The following is an 18888-nucleotide window of genomic DNA, read 5'->3' on the forward strand; positions in this document are numbered from 1 at the left end:
AATTATAAATTACTATCGTTGCTACTTCTTCCATTCATATTCTAACATACTCATTTCCCATAAATTCCAATACGTTTCTCCTACTCTTTTTGACTCTCTTAATAAGCCTTCTTTTACAAACCCTATTTTTTCGTAACATGAAATGGCCGATGTATTAAAATCATACACACCAAGAGTTACTCTATGTAGTTTTAATTCGTCAAAAGCAATATGAAGTACTGCTTTCATCATATGTTTTCCTATAGAACGTCCTCTCATCTTCGTATTACCAACTAATACTTTTCCAATTCTAGCGGACTTATTAATATTATCTATTTGCCCAAGCGAAATATGTCCAATAACGTCTGAAGTCTCTTCATCTACCACTTTGAAAGCGAGTGTATTTGCACTTTCTATATACTTCTCTAATTGCTGTTCGTCTAAAGGAAATGTGAATGCATTTCCTGACCATTGTATTAGAAATTCTTCGGAATTAATCCAATTTATTAATTGTTTAAAATCAGATTTCTTAAAGCTTTCTAGTTTAATCACTTCCTTGCTCCTTTCGTACATCATGCTTTATAACCTCAAACTTATTTCTATATAAAGAATATATTCTCCTTTTATATAAAATTAAAATAAAGCCATTCATGTGAATGGCTTTACAAAAAAGCAGCATAATTATGCTTTGTTTGCTACATCAATACCATTAAAATCAAAGTCAGCAGTAACCGTTGTAACCGGTGGGAAAATTGCTTCAATTTTGCAAATGGAAATAATTACTCCAACCGATCCAGGAATAGCCGCAAGCCTAACTACATCACAACTTACAGACGAAACAGTACCTACATAAGTACGTCCCTCTGTATTAATTTGAACTGTTCGATTAATTAATTTCTTAAGTTCATCTCTAATTCCTTGTACACAAGAATTATCACATTTCTCATGCTGTTCTTTTTTACACTCTTCGAATACTTCCCAACAATCATCTTGTTTACATGTACACTTCTTTTTACAATTATTAAATCGAGAACCCAATACCTCACCCCCTAATCCTTTCTATTAGTAAAGTATGTCCACTAGCTTAAAAGGGTACGAGGCAAACACATAAAAAGAAAAAAACAAACAATTGTACCAAACTTTCTTTTCATTATTCATTATAAAAACAGACTTCTCCTAATTAAAAGCTTTTTAATGAGCGGCCGTGAATTTAGTCCTACTCCATTTAATGTTTAGACACCACTTTCTAAAACAAACCTTTTTTCTTTTAAATAAGACGCCCCTTAAAAACACACTAGATTTTCCCATTAACTCACATATACATAGACTTTATTTGTGGATTTCCCATTTTTCATTGTGAAATATACATTTAAAAAGCGTACTCGAAAATAAGATATTATTTGTAATCAGAACATTTTCTTCAACAAGTGTTTATTGAAAAATACCATAACTAGTAGTAGTTCTCTCCACTTTCTCTTAAAAATTAGCATAGTTTGTATGAATTCTATATCGAGTAGAAGACACTCTATCATATAAAGATAAAATAGTAGGTTAATAAACAAGCAATTTTTTTATTAAAACATAGAATAATATGAACACTATTGAAAGGAGGTAGAAATAAATGTCCTGGAAAAATGATTGCTGGAGTTCTCAGAAAAAGCATTGTTGTGATGATTGGTGGAAATCTAAAGAAAAACATCATTGTGATGATAATTGGAGTTCTCAGAAAAAGCATTGTAATGATGATTGGTGGAAATCTAAAGAAAAGTGTCATTGTGATGACGATTGGAGTTCTAAACGAAATAAGTGTCGTTGTAAATGTTTCTTTATTTGTTGCCATTGTAAAAGGAAAAATTGGTAATATTTTCGATGCCAACTTAAAGGAAAGAATATGTCTTTTGGAACCGATAAATACTAGAATGTATTATACAAAAAGCTGAATGAATATAATCAGCTTTTTATCAATGAACACGTAAAGATTTCAACAGACATATGTATTTACTGATTAGGTGGGCTATTAAGAAAAAACAAGCTAACTCTTATAAATCGATTTTTAATTACTTCACGTACGTATAAAGCTTTAGATGCCCTCATTACTTCAGACGAATTCACCAGTATTTTCAGCAAAAAATTCATGGAATCTTTAATTAGTCGAGTACTTTCATTGCCTTCAGAAACCCCAGAGACAAGCGGAGTTTCTTTTATTTAAATAAAGATTTTGTTTAAACTTTACAAAACTCACCTATATTAAAATATCTTCTAAAATCCTTATTGAACATTTATAATACTATTAAACGGTTTAAATTCGACAATCAGTAATGGAGGCATTTTAATGGGAAACATCCCAAAAGTATCATCACACCAATCAAATCCTAATATACCCTCACAGCAAGTGAATCCTAATACCCAACAAGGTAGTATAAAAAAAACAAGACGCCGTATTATAACTACTTTGGCTTTTATATTACCTATAATTTTTGTCCTTCAATATTCTCTGAATAACCAACAAGAAATGATTAAAGAAAAACAAATCACACTTAATACGGAACAACAAAAATTATCTTCTGTAAAGAAGGATGGTCATTCCCTTAACAAGGATGTCAAGGCTTTAACAAGTAGTGAAGAAGAAATTTTAAAATTCGCAAGGAAACTGTATGGATTTTCCAAACCGAATGAAACTATATTTCAAATAACTGAATAAAATTACACGGCATTACCTAAAAGGCGATTTGAAGATAATCGCCTTTTTATATTTAATTTCTAAAGGAATCATACTAATCTCTCTTTCTATCATATAACTACTTTGTTTAATTTGTTAAAATAAAACCGCTTGTCCGTTTCACTTTGCTCTATCATTACATTTACTATTAGTAATACGATTTTTAGAGGTGATAAATAATGGACGAGTTTTTATCTTTTGCTGCACTTAATCCCGGTTCTATTGGACCTACACTTCCAACTGTTCAACCTTTTCAATTCCCTACCGGTCCCACCGGTTCTACAGGAGCTACTGGATTAACCGGATCAACTGGACCGACTGGACCAACCGGATCAACCGGACCAACTGGACCAACCGGATCAACTGGATCAACTGGATCAACTGGATCAACTGGACCAACCGGATCAACTGGACCAACTGGACCAACTGGATCAACTGGACCAACTGGACCAACTGGACCAACTGGATTTAATCTTCCTGCTGGACCTGCATCTATTACCTTGACTTCTAACGAAACTACAGCATGTGTATCCACTCAAGGAAATAATACTTTATTTTTTTCGGGTCAAGTATTAGTAAACGGTATTCCTACTCCAGGGGTAGTGGTCAGTTTTTCGTTTAGTAACCCATCTCTTGCTTTCATGGTTCCTCTTGCTGTCATTACCAATGCCTCAGGTAACTTTACCGCTGTATTTCTAGCCGCTAATGGGCCTGGAACAGTAACCGTTACTGCTTCACTTCTTGATTCTCCTGGAACAATGGCTAGCGTCATTATTACCATTGTGAATTGTCCGTAATGATTTTATTTTTAAGAACTAAGCAATTTCTAATAAAAAGAGCACTGATTTTATAGCGCTCTTTTTTTATCATTTGGATGTGCCTTTCAAATTAAATTTCGTAACAGCCTATTAAAATAACGCTTTTATTGAATTTCATCCTTAACAAAATTTAATTACTCCAATGAATAAACATGCCACAGTATCGTATTTTAATAAAAACTATAAAACAGACATACTTAACACTAATAGTAGAATTTTTCTTCTTCATCAAATTCACTTCTTTTCTTTTTATAAACATAAAAAAGGATCTCTATTTATACAGAGATCCTTTCTAACTTTATAATTTACTAGACTGTAACCCCTGAATAAACGGAACTACTTCAGGATTTACAAGTGAAGACAAATCACCTAATTCTTTTCCTAAGTAAGCTGCTTTAATAACACGGCGCATTACTTTAGAATTACGTGTTTTCGGTAAATCTTCTACAACGTGGATGTCTTTAGGACACAACGCTTTTCCAATATGAGAGTTTACTAAACTCATTAATTCTTTCTTTAATTCTCCTGTGAATGTTACATGATCTCTTAATACTACAAAACAATGACAAACTTCACCTTTTACTTCGTCAGGTACACCAATTGCAGCAGCTTCAATTACATCGTTATGTTTCACAAGAATAGATTCATATTCAGCAGGTCCAATACGTTTACCTGCAATATTTAACGTATCGTCTGAACGCCCTGTGATGATATATTGTTCACCATCGTAAATGACCCAGTCACCGTGGACCCATTTATTTTCAAAACGTGACCAATATGTGTTCACGTAACGTTCATCATCTTCCCAGAAGCTTTTCGTCATACCTACCCAAGGTTTCTCTAAGCATAATTCTCCGACTTCATCTCGAATTGGTTTACCTTGATCATCCAGTACGACAGCTGCCATTCCTGGTAAAGATGCGTTAAAACTAATCGGTGCGATTGGCTTAATAAGAACATTACCGAAAATCCCACCAGAGATTTCAGTTCCACCTGAGTAGTTACAGATTGGAACATTTCCTTTTCCAACTGTTTCAAACAGCCACATCCATGGATCAGGATTCCAAGGTTCTCCTGTTGATGCGAATACTTCCAAACTCTTTAAAGAATGTTTATTGACATACTCATCACCTTTTGCCATTAATGCTCGGATTAACGTTGGCGAAATACCTAGATGAGTAATCTCATATTTATCAACTGTCTCCCATAACCGGTCTGCTTCTGGGAAGTCTGGAACACCTTCGTACATAACCATCGTTGCTCCATTAATGAGTGAACCGAATAATAGAAACGGCCCCATCATCCAGCCCATATCAGTTACCCATAATACACGATCACCTTGTTTAATATTCATTCCAAATCCTGCATCAAAAGCTGCTTTCAAAGGAAATCCTGCATGCGTGTGTACTGTTCCTTTCGGCTTACCAGTCGTTCCTGATGTATAAATGAGCATCAATGGATCATCACTTTGCATTTCCTCTGCATGTATGAATGGTTTTTCTTTTTCTAGCGTACTCCACGAAAAGTCATAGTTATGTGGTGTAAAATCATTTCCTGCATGACGAACGATAACAACTTTTTCAACAGTTGGGCAATGTTCACAAGCTTTATCTACTTCATCTTTTAAAGAAACAATTTTACCGCGACGTGAAAATCCATCTGCGGTAATAATCATTTTTGAACCTGCCGCTTGCACACGTGTCATAACTGCATCAGACGCAAAGCCTGAGAATATTGGTGAAATAATTGCTCCGATTTTCATTACAGCTAGCATCGCAACAACTGTTTCTGGAATCATCGGCATATAAATTGTTACACGGTCACCTTTCTCAATACCCGCGTGTTTCAAACCATTTGCAACACGGCTTACCCAGTTGTCAAGCTCTTCATATGTAAATGATTTTGAAGTTCCATTTTCCCCTTCGTACTGAAGTGCTGGCTGTATTCTCGTCTCTTCATCCGCAAGCCAGCGGGATAAAGCTGATTCTACAACGTTACATGTTCCGCCATTATACCACTGTGCAAACGGTGTACCATTTTCTAAATCTAACACTTCTGTATAAGGTTTCATCCATTGATAGCCTACTGCTTTTTCTGCCTCTCCCCAAAACCAAGCTGTTTCCTCAATAGATTTATTATAAAAAATTTCATAGTCTTCATATCCCAATGATTTCATCCAACCATATAAACGTGTTTTTTCCTTGTACTCTTCTGTTGGAAACCAAACTGCTTGTTTCAATGTTTTCCCCTCCTTAACTTTTTGAGCAAGAAAGCCCTAAATAGGGCTTTTAAACTGGATATACAGGATGTTTACGATCTGTGAATACTTGATATTTACTCATATACATTTCGAAACGTCCTTTTAACTCTTCACGTAAATTGTTTGGATGAACAATACCATCAATCACCATCTCTGATGCTAAGTGGTATATATCAATATCTTTCTTATACTCTTCACGTTTTTCAGCAATGAAGCTAGCACGCTCTTCTTCTGGTAAAGCTGCAATTTTATTTGCATATACAGCATTAACCGCAGCTTCTGGACCCATTACCGCAATAGAAGCTGTCGGTAATGCCAGACAGCAATCTGGTTCAAATGCTGGACCTGCCATCGCATATAAACCAGCGCCATATGCTTTACGAACAACGATAGAAATCTTCGGTACAGTCGCTTCACTCATTGCAGAAATCATTTTTGCACCGTGGCGAATAATACCAGCACGCTCTACTTTTGTACCGATCATAAATCCTGGTACATCCGCAAGGAATAATAATGGAATATGATATGCGTCGCATAAATTAATAAACTTAGCAGCTTTATCAGCTGAATCATGGAATAATACGCCGCCCTTCATACGCGGCTGATTTGCAATAATACCAACTGGCTTACCATCAATACGTGCTAAGCCTGTAATTAGCTCTTGAGCAAATAATTTTTTTACTTCATAGAATGAACCTTCATCAATAACTCTATTAATGAGATCTTTCATATTGAAAGGAGCATTTTGATTTTCTGGAATGATTTGTTCTAACGTTTTATCGAATTGTTTCGGTTCTTGAGGTGTAACCAATGGAGTCTTTTCTAAGTAGTTATTTGGAAAATATGAAATGTATTGTCTTGCTTGTTTAATCGCATCTTCTTCTGTCTTACATAAAACATCTCCGCATCCTGATACAGAGCAATGCATACGAGCTCCGCCCATCTCTTCTAAAGTTACCTTCTCACCGATAACCATCTCAGCCATACGAGGAGATCCTAAATACATAGATGCATTTCCTTCTACCATCATTACAACGTCACAAAAGGCTGGAATATACGCACCACCAGCTGCAGAAGGTCCAAATAACAAGCATACTTGAGGAACTTTACCTGATAACTTCACTTGATTATAGAAGATTCTTCCTGCACCGCGGCGCCCTGGGAACATTTCTACTTGATCTGTAATACGCGCTCCAGCAGAGTCAACTAAATAAAATAACGGAACACGTAGTTTTTCAGCTGTTTCTTGAATACGTAAAATCTTTTCAACTGTGCGTGATCCCCATGATCCAGCTTTTACAGTAGAATCATTGGCCATTACACACGCAGTACGACCATGTATTTTACCCGTTGCCGTTACAACGCCATCCGCAGGTAAGCCTGTTTGTTCACAGTTAGCAAATAATGCATCTTCTACATATTCGCCATTATCAAATAGAAGCGCTAAACGATCTCGAACGAATAATTTTCCTTTTGCTTTATTTTGCTCATGATATTTCGGTGCCCCGCCTTGTTTAATTGTTTCAACTCGTTCTTCAAATGAATTAGATTGTTGTTTTTGGTCTAACATATTTACTCCCCCTTATACATCGGTTTGCGTTTTTCTTTGAATGCCTGTAATCCTTCTATTCGATCTTTCGTATGGATTACACCTTCATACGCTTGTTTTTCCATTTGTAATCCGGTATGTAAATCAACTTGAATACCATTTGAAATTGCCTCTTTTGCTAATCGAACAGCAATAGGTCCATTATTAGCAATTTTCTCTGCTATTTCAATCGCTTTCTCTTCAAGTAAATTAGCTGGTACAACAAATTCTACTAAACCGTATTCTTTTGCTTCTTGCGCTGAAATACGTCTACCTGTATAAATTAATTCTTTCGCTCTACCAACACCAATTAATCTCGGTAAGCGCTGTGTACCACCTGCTCCTGGTATAATTGCAAGTGTCGTTTCAGTAAGACCAAGACTTGCAGATTCAGCAGCAATTCTAAAATCACAAGCTAAACTTAATTCCGTACCACCACCAAGTGCAATTCCATTTATAGCAGCAATAACTGGCTGTGGTAATTGTTCAACCATCTCCATAGTAGTGCGAATCATACTAACAGCATGGCGAACTTGTTCTTCATTCATACCGGCACGCTCTTTTAAATCTGCACCAGCACAAAATGCTTTTTCACCAGCACCAGTCAAAATAACTACACGTGCGTTTGAATCTTCACTTATTTGAGTTAATATCGTTTGTAGTTCATCTAATAATGCCAAAGATAATGAGTTTGCTTGTCTTGCACGATTTAACGAAATCTTTACTACGTGAGGTGTTACATAATCAACTGAAATGTTTTGTAATTGTAGCATCTTCTCACCTACTTATCGTTTTATGTTGAAGCGCTCTATACACATGACTCGGTAATTGGATATTCAACTTACTTTGAATAAATTGACTAGCTCTCAATAACTTTTCTTCGTCTATATTCGTTTGGACTCCTAATTTATGGAGCATATGTACTAGGTCATCAGTGGCAACATTACCTGATGCTCCTGGTGCATAAGGGCAGCCCCCGAGTCCACCACAAGAACTATCAAACGTTGTAATACCGTATTCTAATGATTTAACTACATTCGCTAGAGCCATTCCATACGTATTATGAAAATGCATGGCAAACTGCGAAGCATCATACTTCTTTAATAGATGTTCTAATACTTGTTCTACTTGTAATGGATTCGCTACACCGATTGTATCCCCAAGAGAAACTTCATAAATGCCGTATGAAAATAGTTGATTACATAATTCGTCAACTGCTGCGACACTTATATCCCCTTCATAAGGACATCCAAATACAGTAGAAACATAGCCTCTTACCTTTTTCCCTTCGAATAATGCCTGTTTTGTTATATCTTCAATTACAACTAATGCTTCTTTAATCGATTTATTAATATTACTTTTATTATGAGATTCACTTGCTGATAAAAAAACATTCACCTCATCTACATTTTGCAAAAAAGCTCGTTCCAAACCATTTTGATTCGGAACAAGCGCAGCATATGTAACATTTGGATCCCTTTTCAGCTCAGAAAATACATCATTTGCATCCGCTAATGCAGGGACCCATTTTGGGTGAACGAATGAGGAAACTTCAACATACGACAATCCTGCTTCTGTAAGTAGTTGAATCCATTTTACTTTATCTTTTGTGCCAACAATCTTTTTTTCATTTTGTAAGCCATCACGTGGCCCGACTTCTTTAATGACAGCAAAATTAGGTAGTTTCAATTCGCTTCCCCCTATATCTCCCTATTCAATTTCTAATAATACATCTCCTTCATTTACAAAATCGCCTTCTTGCACATTAATTTTCATAACTGTGCCAGCTTCTTCTGAAATGATTGGAATTTCCATTTTCATAGATTCCAAAATGACGACATCCTGCTCTTCCTCTACTGTATCTCCTACTCCTACAACAATCTTCCAAACGTTTCCTGCCATCGATGCGTATACTTTCGTCATCATTTTTTCCCCCTTAATATTGTTAAATCTTATTTTTTAACGAGTTGTTTCGTTACAAAGCCTGTTGTATAAATACCCTCTTTGAACACTTCGTCTTCCAAAACTTGCAGTAGCATTGGTGTGTTCGTTTTAATACCTTCTACTTTTAATTCCTCTAGAGCATCATGTAATTTTGAAATTGCTTCTTCACGAGTCTCGCCATGTGCAATGACTTTCGCAATCATTGGATCATAGAAAGGTGTAATCGTTACATGATTTTCTAAGAAGTGATCAATCCGTACATTTGACGGTAATGTTAAATCTGTAATTTTCCCAGGTGACGGGAAGAATGTTTTCGGATCCTCTGCATAAATACGAGCTTCAATGGCATGACCACTACGTTTTACATCATCCTGAGTAAATGATAGTTTCTCTCCACTTGCAATCAGAAGTTGTTGTTCTACAAGGTCTAATCCCGTAATTTCTTCTGTCACTGGATGCTCTACTTGTAATCTCGTATTCATCTCTAAGAAATAGAAGTTCTTCTGATCATCTACAAGAAACTCAACTGTACCTGCATTTGTATAACCAAGTGCTTTGGCAGCTTGTACAGCAACTTCTCCCATCGCCTTTCGTGTACCTTCATCTAAAAATGGTGAAGGTGCTTCTTCGATTACTTTTTGATTTCGGCGCTGTACCGAACATTCACGCTCCCATAAATACACTGTGTTACCATGTGTATCTGCTAAAAGCTGAATTTCAATATGATGCGCGTCTACTATATATCGCTCTAAATACATTTCTCCGTTACCGAAGAAGTTTTGCGCTCTCGTTTTATTACTTTCAAACGCTTTGGTGAGCGTTTGCTCAGTTTCCATCAACTGCATACCAATGCCTCCGCCGCCTGCGGATGCCTTAAGCATTAATGGATAACCAATTTGTTTTGCAATTTCAATTGCTTCTTCAGCAGTTTCAATATTTGTAGTAATACCTGGGACTACTGGGACATCTGCTGCTTGCATTGCGATACGTGATTCGATTTTACTTCCCATCTTCGTAATGATTTCTTCTGAAGGACCGATAAATACGATTCCTTCTTCTTTGCAGCGAACCGGAAAAGACGGATTCTCTGATAATAAACCATAACCCGGATGAATTGCTTCTGCATTTGTCTTCTTAGCTATTTCAATAATTTTTTCAAGGTTTAAATAGCTTTCTTGGACACGCGGTCCACCTACTAAGTAAGCTTCATTTGCCATTTTCACATGAAGGGCATTTTCATCTGCTTCAGAATAAATAGCAACAGTGCGAATGCCAAGTTTTTGACAAGTTTTCATAATACGAACAGCGATTTCCCCGCGATTCGCAATTAATATTTTTTGAAACATAGTGATTCCTCCCTTTTATCTACATCCTAAATGTCTAGCAATTACGAGACGTTGAATTTCAGAAGTTCCTTCACCAATTTCTAATAGTTTCGCATCACGAATATGTCGTTCAACTTCATATTCACGCATATAGCCATATCCACCATGAATCTGTACTGCTTGATTCGCAATACGGCTTGCCGCTTCCGATGCAAATAGTTTTGCCATTGCCGCTTCTTTACCGAAAGGTTTATCGTTATCTTTTAACCAAGCTGCTTTATGTACTAAATTGCGTGCTAGCTCTACTTCAGTCGCCATATCAGCTAATTTAAATTGAATCGCTTGGAAATTAGAGATTGACTTTCCAAATTGTTGACGTTCTTTCGCATATTGCAATGCACGTTCAAAGGCTGATTGCGCAATACCAACTGCCAATGCTGCGATTGAAATACGTCCTCCATCAAGTGTATATAAAAATTGTTTAAAACCTTTATTTACATCACCAAGAATATTTTCTTTCGGTACACGAACACCATCAAGTACGATTTCACAAGTATTAGAAGCGCGAACGCCCATTTTATCGTAAGGACTAGAAATCGTTAATCCTTCACTAGTAGTAGGTACGATAAATGCTGAAATGCGTTTTCTACCATTCTCTTCAACACCGTTGACAGCGGTTACAATAATGGTATTTGCATACTCTGCGTTTGTAATCCAACACTTCTCACCACTGATTACATACTCATCGCCATCTAGTACCGCTTTCGTTTGAGTACCACCTGCATCTGATCCAGCATTCGGCTCCGTTAATCCGAAGGCACCTAATGTTTTACCTGACGCCATTGGAACTAAATACTTTTGTTTTTGTTCTTCTGTACCGAAATAATAAATTGGAGAAGCACCTAATGAAATTGTTGCAGCATAGCTTAAACCAGTGCCACCACAAGCGCGACCAATTTCTTCAACTGCTAACGCATACGATACAGTATCGCCACCTGAACCTCCATACTCTTCTGGGAATGGGATGCCTAATAATCCTAGTTCGCCCATTTTTTGAAATGTTTCATATGGAAACTCTGCAGTTTTGTCATAATATACAGCTTTCGGTGCGATTTCCTTTTCAGCAAAGTCACGTACCATTTCTTTAATCATTTGTTTTTCGCGAGTTAGAGTAAATTCCATTCCGCTACACACCCCTTATCGAATATTGAGTTTCGACAGCGTGCGAGTTTCTACTACAAACATAACAACTTAAAAGACAAGAATATTAGTTAGACAATTGCTATAATTCTGTCATAACTTAATTTTAAAACAGATTCTGTACTAATGCACAAAAAAATTCCTACATTGTTCTACAACAACATAGGATATTTCGTGTCGAATTATGTAATTTATTGTTTAATAATCTCTACCTTTTCCCGAATCAGAAATTTCTACTAATGCTTCAGGGTATGGTTCGAAATACGTTTGTCTTAATAAATACTTTTCATCAAATCGAATGGCCCATGATTTTAAAATTGTAAGTAAACTACTAAGTGGTATTTTCTTTTCTGCATACTTTTGTAACAGTTCTATAAAATGATCTTTTTCTTGTTTTTTTAGCTTTGTTTTAAAGTATCCAAAAATGTGCTCGCATACATTTACATTCGATGTATAGCGGGGTGTGCGCATAAATAATTCATATAAAGTCTTCTCATAGTTTTCAAATACAACTTCAATCTTTTCATTTTTGTGATTTGCAATTATACGCCCTAATTCCTTTTGTTTCACTTGATTATATGCCATAAATAAATATTTATTGTCCGACTGAAACGATACAAGGTCTTTCATATTTTTATTATGTTTAATCATTTTGTAATATGCGATTGTAAATAGTCTTGTAAAGAAATGCTCTCTAATAATAAAATTCGACAATCTGCCTTCCTCTTCAATAGGAAGATGCGAAAATTTTTTTACTACTGCTCCGCCAAATAAGCCCGATCCTTTTCCCTTTGCGGGCGCTTTTTCAAAACCAGAATAAATTTTCACATCACGCGTACCACAACTTGGTGAACGATTCTTTAAAATAAAACCATCCACATCCGATATCGTTTGTAAAAAGTCATTTGAAAACTGCTCCATTTTTTCAGTTACATCTTCTCGTGTCGACGGTTGCACAAGTCTGTTCTCACCATTTTCTTCTACAATTCGTATCGTTTCACGAGGAGTTCCCAATCCAATCTCCACTTCTGGACAAACAGGTATAAATGTAACAAATGGCTGCAAATTTCGTATTGTTACATCTGGAATCATCTCTCCATTATATCGACAAGCATCAAATTCTAAACATTTACTTACGACGATTGTAGGTTTTGCAAATTGTCGCATCTCATTACCTCCTTAGTGCTAGTCCGTATACTATAAATTGTACTAAGATTAACATTTTAAGCAAAGTTTGATTCATTTATTTTTATGAGAAATATATATCCAATAATATATTAACAATCATTCAACTCTATTTTCAATAAATGTGCGCCCTATTATACTGGTTTAGATATTGTGAAATGAATAATACACAGATGCTCCGGAGAAATTAATGATTAAGAAAGGAGGGAATTGTTATGAAAAAGAAATTATCATCTATTTTAAGTGTTTTAGCACTATCTATTATGTTTTTAGGTACATCTGCGCAAGCTGAATACGATGGAAATAATATGAATAGAGTGAATAACACTGATATTTCAACTCGAGTAAATGACAATAACTTAGACAGAGTTAATAATGATGTGAGAACTCGAAATGTCAATACAACAAATGATTTAAATGATAATCGTGATAGAAATAATAATTGGGCTTGGCTTGGTTTATTAGGACTAGCAGGATTATTAGGTCTTAGAAGAAGAGACAAAGAAACACGCTGATTTAGAATGTTTTTAGTAAACAAGTACTTATTTATCAAAAATATATAATGAAAATAAATCGCCTTTTTAAAGGCGATTTATTTTTACTTAAAAGTAATGTATGTAATTCACATTTCAACGCTTAAATTCGTGGAGTTAATCCATACAATATAAATTGAATCGTATTTTCAATTTCCGCTTCATCATCCCATTTTTCTTCAGGCAATAATAAAAATCGTGTTAATAATAAACCTAATACAGCTGATAAAGTAAGACGTAATACGGAAGATGACGGTATTTCAATAATCTCTCCTTCTTCTTGAAATTTCACAATCAATTTTTTGAAATGTGAAAACAGTTCTGTTTCTATTAATTGCTGTATTTCATTTTTTAGTTCTGGTTGAAATGGTACTTCTTGAATTAATATTTTTATCATAGGAAAGTGTTTTTGAGCAAATTTAAATCTATTATGAATTACAACCCTTAAAAGTCCTTCATACGATTCATACTCTGATTTAAATATTTCTTTTGCAAAGGTTTGTACGAAAAATGGTGCAGCGAACTTAGTTAAAGTTGGCATTACGACCGCTAGTAATAAATCTTTTTTCGTCTTATAGTAGCGGAAGATGGTTCCTTCCGCTACACCAGCACGCTTTGCAATTTCACTTGTTGAAGTTGAAGCGTATCCTTTTTCTCCAAACATATCAACAGCCGCTTCTAATATTCGCATTTGACGTTCATTTCGTTTATCCGTATTAGTTGCAGCTATTAATTCCTCCAGCCAATCCTTCTGCATTTATAAAGCTCCTTTTTGTTATTATTATATTTTGCGATGTTTCTTTAAAGCAAATACATTTCCTACTGCAAATAATAGTGAAAAAAGTAATAATACAGTAAGATCTAATGCAATCTCTGTAAACCCTTGATTCCGAATCATCACTTGTCTCATTGCGTCAGCGCCGTATGTGAGTGGAAATACTTTCCCTAACATTTGTAGCCACTTATTCATAGATTCCATTGGAAACAATCCAGAAAAAAAGATTTGTGGCACAATAACAAGCGGTATAAATTGAATCATTTGAAATTCATTATTTGCGTATGCCGATAAAAACGTACCTAATGTTAGTGCAGTTAAAGAGAGCATACATGTAATAAGTAGCGTTAGCCATATGGAGCCAGCTACGTATAAATCTAAAATATAAACGGAAAAGCTTACGATAATAATGGATTGTATAAAGGCAAAGATTCCAAAACCAATAATATAACCTGCGACTATTTCCCATCTTCTTACTGGGGTGGATAATAACCTTTCTAGCGTACCACTTAAACGTTCTCTTACGAAAGATACACCTGATAATATAAATACAAAGAAAAATGTAAAGAAACCAATTAATACAGGACCAAGCCCATCAAACATCGTAAAGTCTTTAGAGCCATGTAAATAATTTACTTCAGGTTTCATAATCGATACATCATTCTTCTCTGTGCTTTTTTGCAATACTTGAAGTACAGCACGATTTTTTGACGAATCACTACCTTCCAACAGAAGTTTCATTTTTCCATTCTCTATACGAAATACTGCATCTACTTTTTGTTTTTCCAACTCAGAAATCGCCTTTTCCTTACTGTATTCATAAATTGACGCTTCTTGATTTTTCATCATTTTTACTATTTGAGCGGGCATATCAACAACAGCAATTTGCGGTATATAGTCTTTCTGTGTAAACACTAGTGACAAAAGCCAAAGTAATAACATCGGTGCTCCAAACATCATTGCTAACGAACGCTTATCTCGAAAAAATTGACGAATAATACGTATAATTACACCAGTAACTCTCATGATGGCACCACCTCTTCTAGCAAAAAGACATCTTCAATCCGTCCAGATGACACGCGTTTTTTCAATTCTTCAGTTGTTCCAACCGCAACTAGTTTCCCTTCTCTAATTAACCCTAGACGCTCACAAAATTCAGCTTCATCCATAATGTGCGTCGTTACAATAATCGTTGTGCCTTTCTTTTTAAGATCATAAAATTTTTCCCAAATCGTTTTTCTAAGAAGCGGATCTATCCCCACTGTAGGCTCATCTAAAATTAATATTTCTGGTTCGTGAAGGAGCGCTATTGCTAATGATAAGCGTTTTTTCATTCCACCTGAAAATTGTTGTACTTGCTTTTTCATATACTGAGACAATTGTACAAGTTCAAAAACCTCTGCAATTCTTGTCTTTTTACGTTTTCCCTTTAGTCCATACATCGTTGCTATAAAATCTGCATTTTCATATGCTGACAATTCTTCGTATAATGCATCCGCCTGGGCCATATAACCAATTCTTTTCATTTCATTTAAATTAGGCATATTAGTATTATTAACAAGCACTTCACCTTTCGTTGCCTCATTAATACCTGCAATCATTTTAATGAGCGTTGTTTTCCCCGATCCAGAAGGTCCAACAAAACCAAAAATTTCTGCTTTTTCAACTTGCAATGAAAGATTGTGTAACACTTCTTTTTTCCCAAAACTTTTTGATACAGTCCGTAAAATAATGGAAGGTTGTTGCACGTTTCATCCTCCTTTTCCAATAAAATGAGTGAGTACTCACTTTTATTTTACCCTTGCTTAATTATATGTCAAACTTCATTGATTAGTATGTATGTTCAATCAACGATATTAAACAATGAAACAGAGTCGACATTAGAATTTCATTTCCTAAAGTCGACTCTGTTTCATTTAAACTATAAATTTCACTTTACGTTTTTAAATTCATATACTTCCGAATTCTAGCAACATCTAAAGAATATTCAATAACTAATTGCTGTAACGGTAAAATAACTGTGTCAGGATATAAATGTGCATATTGTAATGTTTCTGCATATTTTTCTAACCTTTTTTCTAAATACTTTATTATTTGATCAGGATGACTTACTAATAAACATTTACAATAATAATGTATTTGTTCCTCAATCGCCGTGTATTCTTCAATTTCATATTCTTTATGCATGTGTACACCCCTTTAAGTTTTTTACATGAATTACTTATCACAATTTTCACTCGACAAATTTTAAGTTTTTTGATTATTTACACTATAACAAACAATCAGGGTCAAATTTTGTTACTTTATGTAACGTAGAAAATTTTTAACAAAATTGTAATGTTAACTCCTGCAAAATACATAAAATCTCTTTACTCACTTTTGTATAAAAAAATTGTACAGCTTAATTTAACTGCACGACTACAATCTCTGGCCTATTCAAAATTCTTTGCGGAATGATACTATTTCCTAATCCTCTACTCACTACCATTGATGTATTTTGTTCTACATATAAACCTGCTGTATATTTAGGTAAAACACCTTGATTTGGAGCAACTAATCCACCGATAAATGGCAATCTAACTTGCCCTCCATGAGCATGTCCCGATAAAACCAAATCCAACCTCTCATTCGTATATTCCTTTATAAATTCAGGCCTATGGGATAATAATACATTATATCTATCTGGCTGCATTTCAATTTTTGCTTTTTTAATTTCACCTATTATAATATTTCCTTCATCACGGTTTCCAGTAACAAACTCTGGATCATCAATACCTAGCAAGTTTATTTCTTGCTCACCCTTTCGAATGCCTACATGTTCATTCCTTAAAACATTGACACCATATTTCTTCAACTCTTTTTCTAAACTGTTATACTTTCCAGACCATTGTTCATGGTTTCCTGTCACAAAATATACAGGATACTTATTTACCATTTTTTGTATTAATTGCATACTCACTTCTGCATCGTATGATTTACTGTCAATTAAATCACCCGTAATCGCAATAATATCTGGGTCTATACTTTTTATTTTTTGAATTAACACATCTTGATTATCGCCAAATTTTTTATTGTGTAAGTCTGAAATTTGTAGAATTTTATACCCTTTAAAAGAGGATGGTATTTTACTAGAGGTTATTTTAACCTCAGTTATACTTATTAAATTGTTCTGTAAATATAAAAAGATTGTAAAACCTACTAATATACAAATAATCATTACAATTCTATTAATTTTCTTTTTCATATTTTCTCCTTTACATTCTCATCAAACACTTCTATATGCTAACTGAATTATATTATACTTTCTTGAAATTTATTTAAATCAATATAATAATACAGTACATGAAATTTCGTATGAGATATGTCATATATATTCGTTATATTTTTACTTTTACCTTTTTAATAATAAGAATACAAAAACGACTCTTATCACAAGAAAAGAGTCGTTTTCTAACTTTATACTTTTAATACTTTCATGTTAAAAATGCGAAAACTAAAATACTATTTAAGAGCCTTAACTATAACTTTAGTTGCCTCTGCAATGAGTTGATTATCATAGGTTGCCTCTTTCTCATCTTTACTAGATAAAATTGCGATGATAATTGGTGCTCTATTTGGAGGCCAAACGATAGCAATATCATTTCTTGTCCCGTAACTACCAGCACCTGATTTATCTCCAACTACCCATTCAGTTGGTACGCCTGCACGAATAAGTTTGTCCCCTGTAGCAATTCCTTTCATCCACTCTGTAAGAATTTTACGTTTTTCAGCTGGAAGTGCATTTCCGACCGTAAAAGCTTTAAGATTCGTAGCAATAGCTTTCGCTGTACTAGTGTCACGAATGTCTCCTGGAATAGCTTCGTTTAATTCTGTTTCAAAGCGATCAGACATAGTAATCCGATCCCCCATATGCCTAAGCGCTTTTTCATATCCTTTCGGTCCTCCTATTTTATTAAATAAAATGTTCCCTGCAGTATTATCGCTTGAACGAACAGCAGCCTCAGCAATTTCTCCTAGTTTCATTCCAGTATCTACATGTTTCTCTGTAACAGGTGAATAATCCACTAAGTCTTCTTTCGTAAATGTGATTACTTCATTTAATGTATCAATTGAGTTTTGCTGTAGTAATACTCCTGCTGCTAAAGCCTTGTAGGTTGATGCGAAGGCAAATCTTTCGTTAGATCGATAAGAGATTGTTTGATTTGTACCAGTATCAATCGCATATACACCTACTCGAGCATCAAATTTTTTCTCAAGTTGTGAGAACTCTTTATGCGTCGCCTGATTTTTATGTTTCACTTGTCCAGTCTTTTCTTTCGCTTCAACTTGCAGTGCCCCTCCTGTAAAAGCTTCTAGGCTTGTAATACTTAAACCTAATATACCAACGCATATTCCTATTTTTAGCATCCTCTTATTTTTCAAAATCATCATTCCTTCCAAATTTTTAGCGCCTTTTTATACGTACACATAATAGACAATCACCGAACCAAATTTGTTCCACAAACTAAAAAAATTATAGCTAGTATGAGAGTTATTAACAAAATAAGAGATAGTAGCTACGA

Annotated in this window: 21 protein-coding genes and 1 pseudogene; 4 read left to right on the plus strand and 18 right to left on the minus strand. The window is 34.8% G+C overall.

Annotated features, from left to right (window positions below):
- Nucleotides 1-21 precede the first annotated feature (21 nt).
- A complete protein-coding gene (locus ES895_RS13690; RefSeq protein WP_000990082.1) occupies nt 22-555 on the minus strand; it encodes a GNAT family N-acetyltransferase in 534 nt (177 codons plus the stop codon).
- A 105-nt stretch (nt 556-660) separates the two neighbouring features.
- Nucleotides 661-1017 (minus strand): hypothetical protein, encoded by a 357-nt coding sequence (locus tag ES895_RS13695; RefSeq protein ID WP_000535577.1) that lies wholly within the window; start codon nt 1015-1017, stop codon nt 661-663.
- A gap of 563 nt (nt 1018-1580) precedes the next feature.
- Here ES895_RS13695 and ES895_RS13700 point away from each other — a divergent pair.
- The 3 genes and pseudogenes from ES895_RS13700 to ES895_RS29735 form a co-directional block, all read left to right on the plus strand.
- Nucleotides 1581-1919 carry a hypothetical protein gene (locus ES895_RS13700; protein ID WP_061655399.1) on the plus strand — a complete coding sequence of 113 codons (339 nt, stop codon included), beginning with the start codon at nt 1581-1583 and terminating at the stop codon, nt 1917-1919.
- A gap of 392 nt (nt 1920-2311) precedes the next feature.
- A complete protein-coding gene (locus ES895_RS13705; RefSeq protein WP_000526886.1) occupies nt 2312-2680 on the plus strand; it encodes an FtsB family cell division protein in 369 nt (122 codons plus the stop codon).
- Between the two features lie 197 nt (nt 2681-2877).
- Nucleotides 2878-2934 (plus strand): annotated as a pseudogene (locus ES895_RS29735) (exosporium leader peptide-containing protein); the annotation flags it as partial.
- A gap of 17 nt (nt 2935-2951) precedes the next feature.
- On the opposite strand, the gene ES895_RS29740 reads toward ES895_RS29735, so the two are convergent.
- The 10 genes from ES895_RS29740 to ES895_RS13750 form a co-directional block, all read right to left on the minus strand.
- Nucleotides 2952-3233, minus strand: a complete 282-nt coding sequence (locus ES895_RS29740) for a hypothetical protein (protein ID WP_240690230.1) — start codon at nt 3231-3233, stop codon at nt 2952-2954.
- A gap of 30 nt (nt 3234-3263) precedes the next feature.
- Nucleotides 3264-3479, minus strand: coding sequence for a hypothetical protein (locus tag ES895_RS29745; RefSeq protein ID WP_000236250.1), 216 nt, complete (start codon nt 3477-3479; stop codon nt 3264-3266).
- 335 nt (nt 3480-3814) lie between these two features.
- Complete coding sequence (locus ES895_RS13715; protein ID WP_000806459.1) at nt 3815-5755, minus strand: AMP-binding protein; 1941 nt, start codon at nt 5753-5755, stop codon at nt 3815-3817.
- 49 nt (nt 5756-5804) lie between these two features.
- The gene (locus ES895_RS13720; RefSeq protein ID WP_000886742.1) at nt 5805-7346 is read right to left on the minus strand and encodes an acyl-CoA carboxylase subunit beta; all 1542 of its coding nucleotides are present in this window, start codon (nt 7344-7346) and stop codon (nt 5805-5807) included.
- A gap of 2 nt (nt 7347-7348) precedes the next feature.
- Nucleotides 7349-8137 (minus strand): enoyl-CoA hydratase, encoded by a 789-nt coding sequence (locus tag ES895_RS13725; RefSeq protein ID WP_135238415.1) that lies wholly within the window; start codon nt 8135-8137, stop codon nt 7349-7351.
- Between the two features lie 4 nt (nt 8138-8141).
- Nucleotides 8142-9053: a hydroxymethylglutaryl-CoA lyase gene (mvaB, locus tag ES895_RS13730; protein WP_000775433.1), complete on the minus strand. Its 912-nt coding sequence runs from the start codon at nt 9051-9053 to the stop codon at nt 8142-8144.
- Nucleotides 9054-9074: 21 nt separating this feature from the next.
- The gene (locus ES895_RS13735) at nt 9075-9290 is read right to left on the minus strand and encodes an acetyl-CoA carboxylase biotin carboxyl carrier protein subunit (protein WP_001987345.1); all 216 of its coding nucleotides are present in this window, start codon (nt 9288-9290) and stop codon (nt 9075-9077) included.
- A gap of 26 nt (nt 9291-9316) precedes the next feature.
- Nucleotides 9317-10654, minus strand: coding sequence for an acetyl-CoA carboxylase biotin carboxylase subunit (locus ES895_RS13740; protein WP_000486752.1), 1338 nt, complete (start codon nt 10652-10654; stop codon nt 9317-9319).
- A 15-nt stretch (nt 10655-10669) separates the two neighbouring features.
- Complete coding sequence (locus ES895_RS13745; protein WP_000397282.1) at nt 10670-11815, minus strand: acyl-CoA dehydrogenase; 1146 nt, start codon at nt 11813-11815, stop codon at nt 10670-10672.
- A gap of 216 nt (nt 11816-12031) precedes the next feature.
- Entirely contained in the window at nt 12032-13000 is a 969-nt protein-coding gene (locus tag ES895_RS13750; protein WP_001248645.1) for a YbgA family protein, read from the minus strand.
- Nucleotides 13001-13233: 233 nt separating this feature from the next.
- Here ES895_RS13750 and ES895_RS13755 point away from each other — a divergent pair, with 233 nt between their 5' ends.
- The gene (locus ES895_RS13755) at nt 13234-13533 is read left to right on the plus strand and encodes a WGxxGxxG family protein (RefSeq protein ID WP_000728151.1); all 300 of its coding nucleotides are present in this window, start codon (nt 13234-13236) and stop codon (nt 13531-13533) included.
- A 121-nt stretch (nt 13534-13654) separates the two neighbouring features.
- Here ES895_RS13755 and ES895_RS13760 read toward each other — a convergent pair whose 3' ends face one another.
- From ES895_RS13760 to bla, 6 genes are all read right to left on the minus strand, one after another.
- On the minus strand, nt 13655-14308 hold the full coding sequence (locus tag ES895_RS13760; RefSeq protein WP_001168188.1) for a TetR/AcrR family transcriptional regulator: 654 nt from the start codon (nt 14306-14308) through the stop codon (nt 13655-13657).
- Nucleotides 14309-14332: 24 nt separating this feature from the next.
- Nucleotides 14333-15352, minus strand: a complete 1020-nt coding sequence (locus tag ES895_RS13765) for an ABC transporter permease (protein WP_001266719.1) — start codon at nt 15350-15352, stop codon at nt 14333-14335.
- A complete protein-coding gene (locus ES895_RS13770) occupies nt 15349-16074 on the minus strand; it encodes an ABC transporter ATP-binding protein (protein ID WP_001187071.1) in 726 nt (241 codons plus the stop codon). The genes ES895_RS13765 and ES895_RS13770 overlap by 4 nt, the downstream gene beginning before the upstream one ends.
- 187 nt (nt 16075-16261) lie before the next feature.
- Nucleotides 16262-16513 carry a hypothetical protein gene (locus ES895_RS13775; protein ID WP_000548621.1) on the minus strand — a complete coding sequence of 84 codons (252 nt, stop codon included), beginning with the start codon at nt 16511-16513 and terminating at the stop codon, nt 16262-16264.
- Between the two features lie 214 nt (nt 16514-16727).
- A complete protein-coding gene (locus ES895_RS13780; protein WP_135238416.1) occupies nt 16728-17570 on the minus strand; it encodes a metallophosphoesterase in 843 nt (280 codons plus the stop codon).
- Nucleotides 17571-17827: 257 nt separating this feature from the next.
- On the minus strand, nt 17828-18754 hold the full coding sequence (gene bla / locus ES895_RS13785; protein ID WP_135238441.1) for a class A beta-lactamase Bla1: 927 nt from the start codon (nt 18752-18754) through the stop codon (nt 17828-17830).
- Nucleotides 18755-18888: the final 134 nt, after the last annotated feature.

Source organism: Bacillus sp. 007/AIA-02/001, from assembly GCF_004634455.1.
Taxonomy (GTDB): domain Bacteria; phylum Bacillota; class Bacilli; order Bacillales; family Bacillaceae_G; genus Bacillus_A; species Bacillus_A cereus.

What these genes read in the sequence shown, in the direction of transcription:
- ES895_RS13690 (WP_000990082.1), bottom strand. Translation starts at nt 555, where the DNA reads ATGATGTACGAAAGGAGCAAGGAAGTGATTAAACTAGAAAGCTTTAAG.
- ES895_RS13705 (WP_000526886.1), top strand. Translation starts at nt 2,312, where the DNA reads ATGGGAAACATCCCAAAAGTATCATCACACCAATCAAATCCTAATATA.
- ES895_RS29745 (WP_000236250.1), bottom strand. Translation starts at nt 3,479, where the DNA reads ATGGTAATAATGACGCTAGCCATTGTTCCAGGAGAATCAAGAAGTGAA.
- ES895_RS13720 (WP_000886742.1), bottom strand. Translation starts at nt 7,346, where the DNA reads ATGTTAGACCAAAAACAACAATCTAATTCATTTGAAGAACGAGTTGAA.
- ES895_RS13725 (WP_135238415.1), bottom strand. Translation starts at nt 8,137, where the DNA reads ATGCTACAATTACAAAACATTTCAGTTGATTATGTAACACCTCACGTA.
- ES895_RS13735 (WP_001987345.1), bottom strand. Translation starts at nt 9,290, where the DNA reads ATGATGACGAAAGTATACGCATCGATGGCAGGAAACGTTTGGAAGATT.
- ES895_RS13740 (WP_000486752.1), bottom strand. Translation starts at nt 10,654, where the DNA reads ATGTTTCAAAAAATATTAATTGCGAATCGCGGGGAAATCGCTGTTCGT.
- ES895_RS13745 (WP_000397282.1), bottom strand. Translation starts at nt 11,815, where the DNA reads ATGGAATTTACTCTAACTCGCGAAAAACAAATGATTAAAGAAATGGTA.
- ES895_RS13750 (WP_001248645.1), bottom strand. Translation starts at nt 13,000, where the DNA reads ATGCGACAATTTGCAAAACCTACAATCGTCGTAAGTAAATGTTTAGAA.
- ES895_RS13755 (WP_000728151.1), top strand. Translation starts at nt 13,234, where the DNA reads ATGAAAAAGAAATTATCATCTATTTTAAGTGTTTTAGCACTATCTATT.
- ES895_RS13760 (WP_001168188.1), bottom strand. Translation starts at nt 14,308, where the DNA reads ATGCAGAAGGATTGGCTGGAGGAATTAATAGCTGCAACTAATACGGAT.
- ES895_RS13765 (WP_001266719.1), bottom strand. Translation starts at nt 15,352, where the DNA reads ATGAGAGTTACTGGTGTAATTATACGTATTATTCGTCAATTTTTTCGA.
- ES895_RS13775 (WP_000548621.1), bottom strand. Translation starts at nt 16,513, where the DNA reads ATGCATAAAGAATATGAAATTGAAGAATACACGGCGATTGAGGAACAA.
- ES895_RS13780 (WP_135238416.1), bottom strand. Translation starts at nt 17,570, where the DNA reads ATGAAAAAGAAAATTAATAGAATTGTAATGATTATTTGTATATTAGTA.
- bla (WP_135238441.1), bottom strand. Translation starts at nt 18,754, where the DNA reads ATGATTTTGAAAAATAAGAGGATGCTAAAAATAGGAATATGCGTTGGT.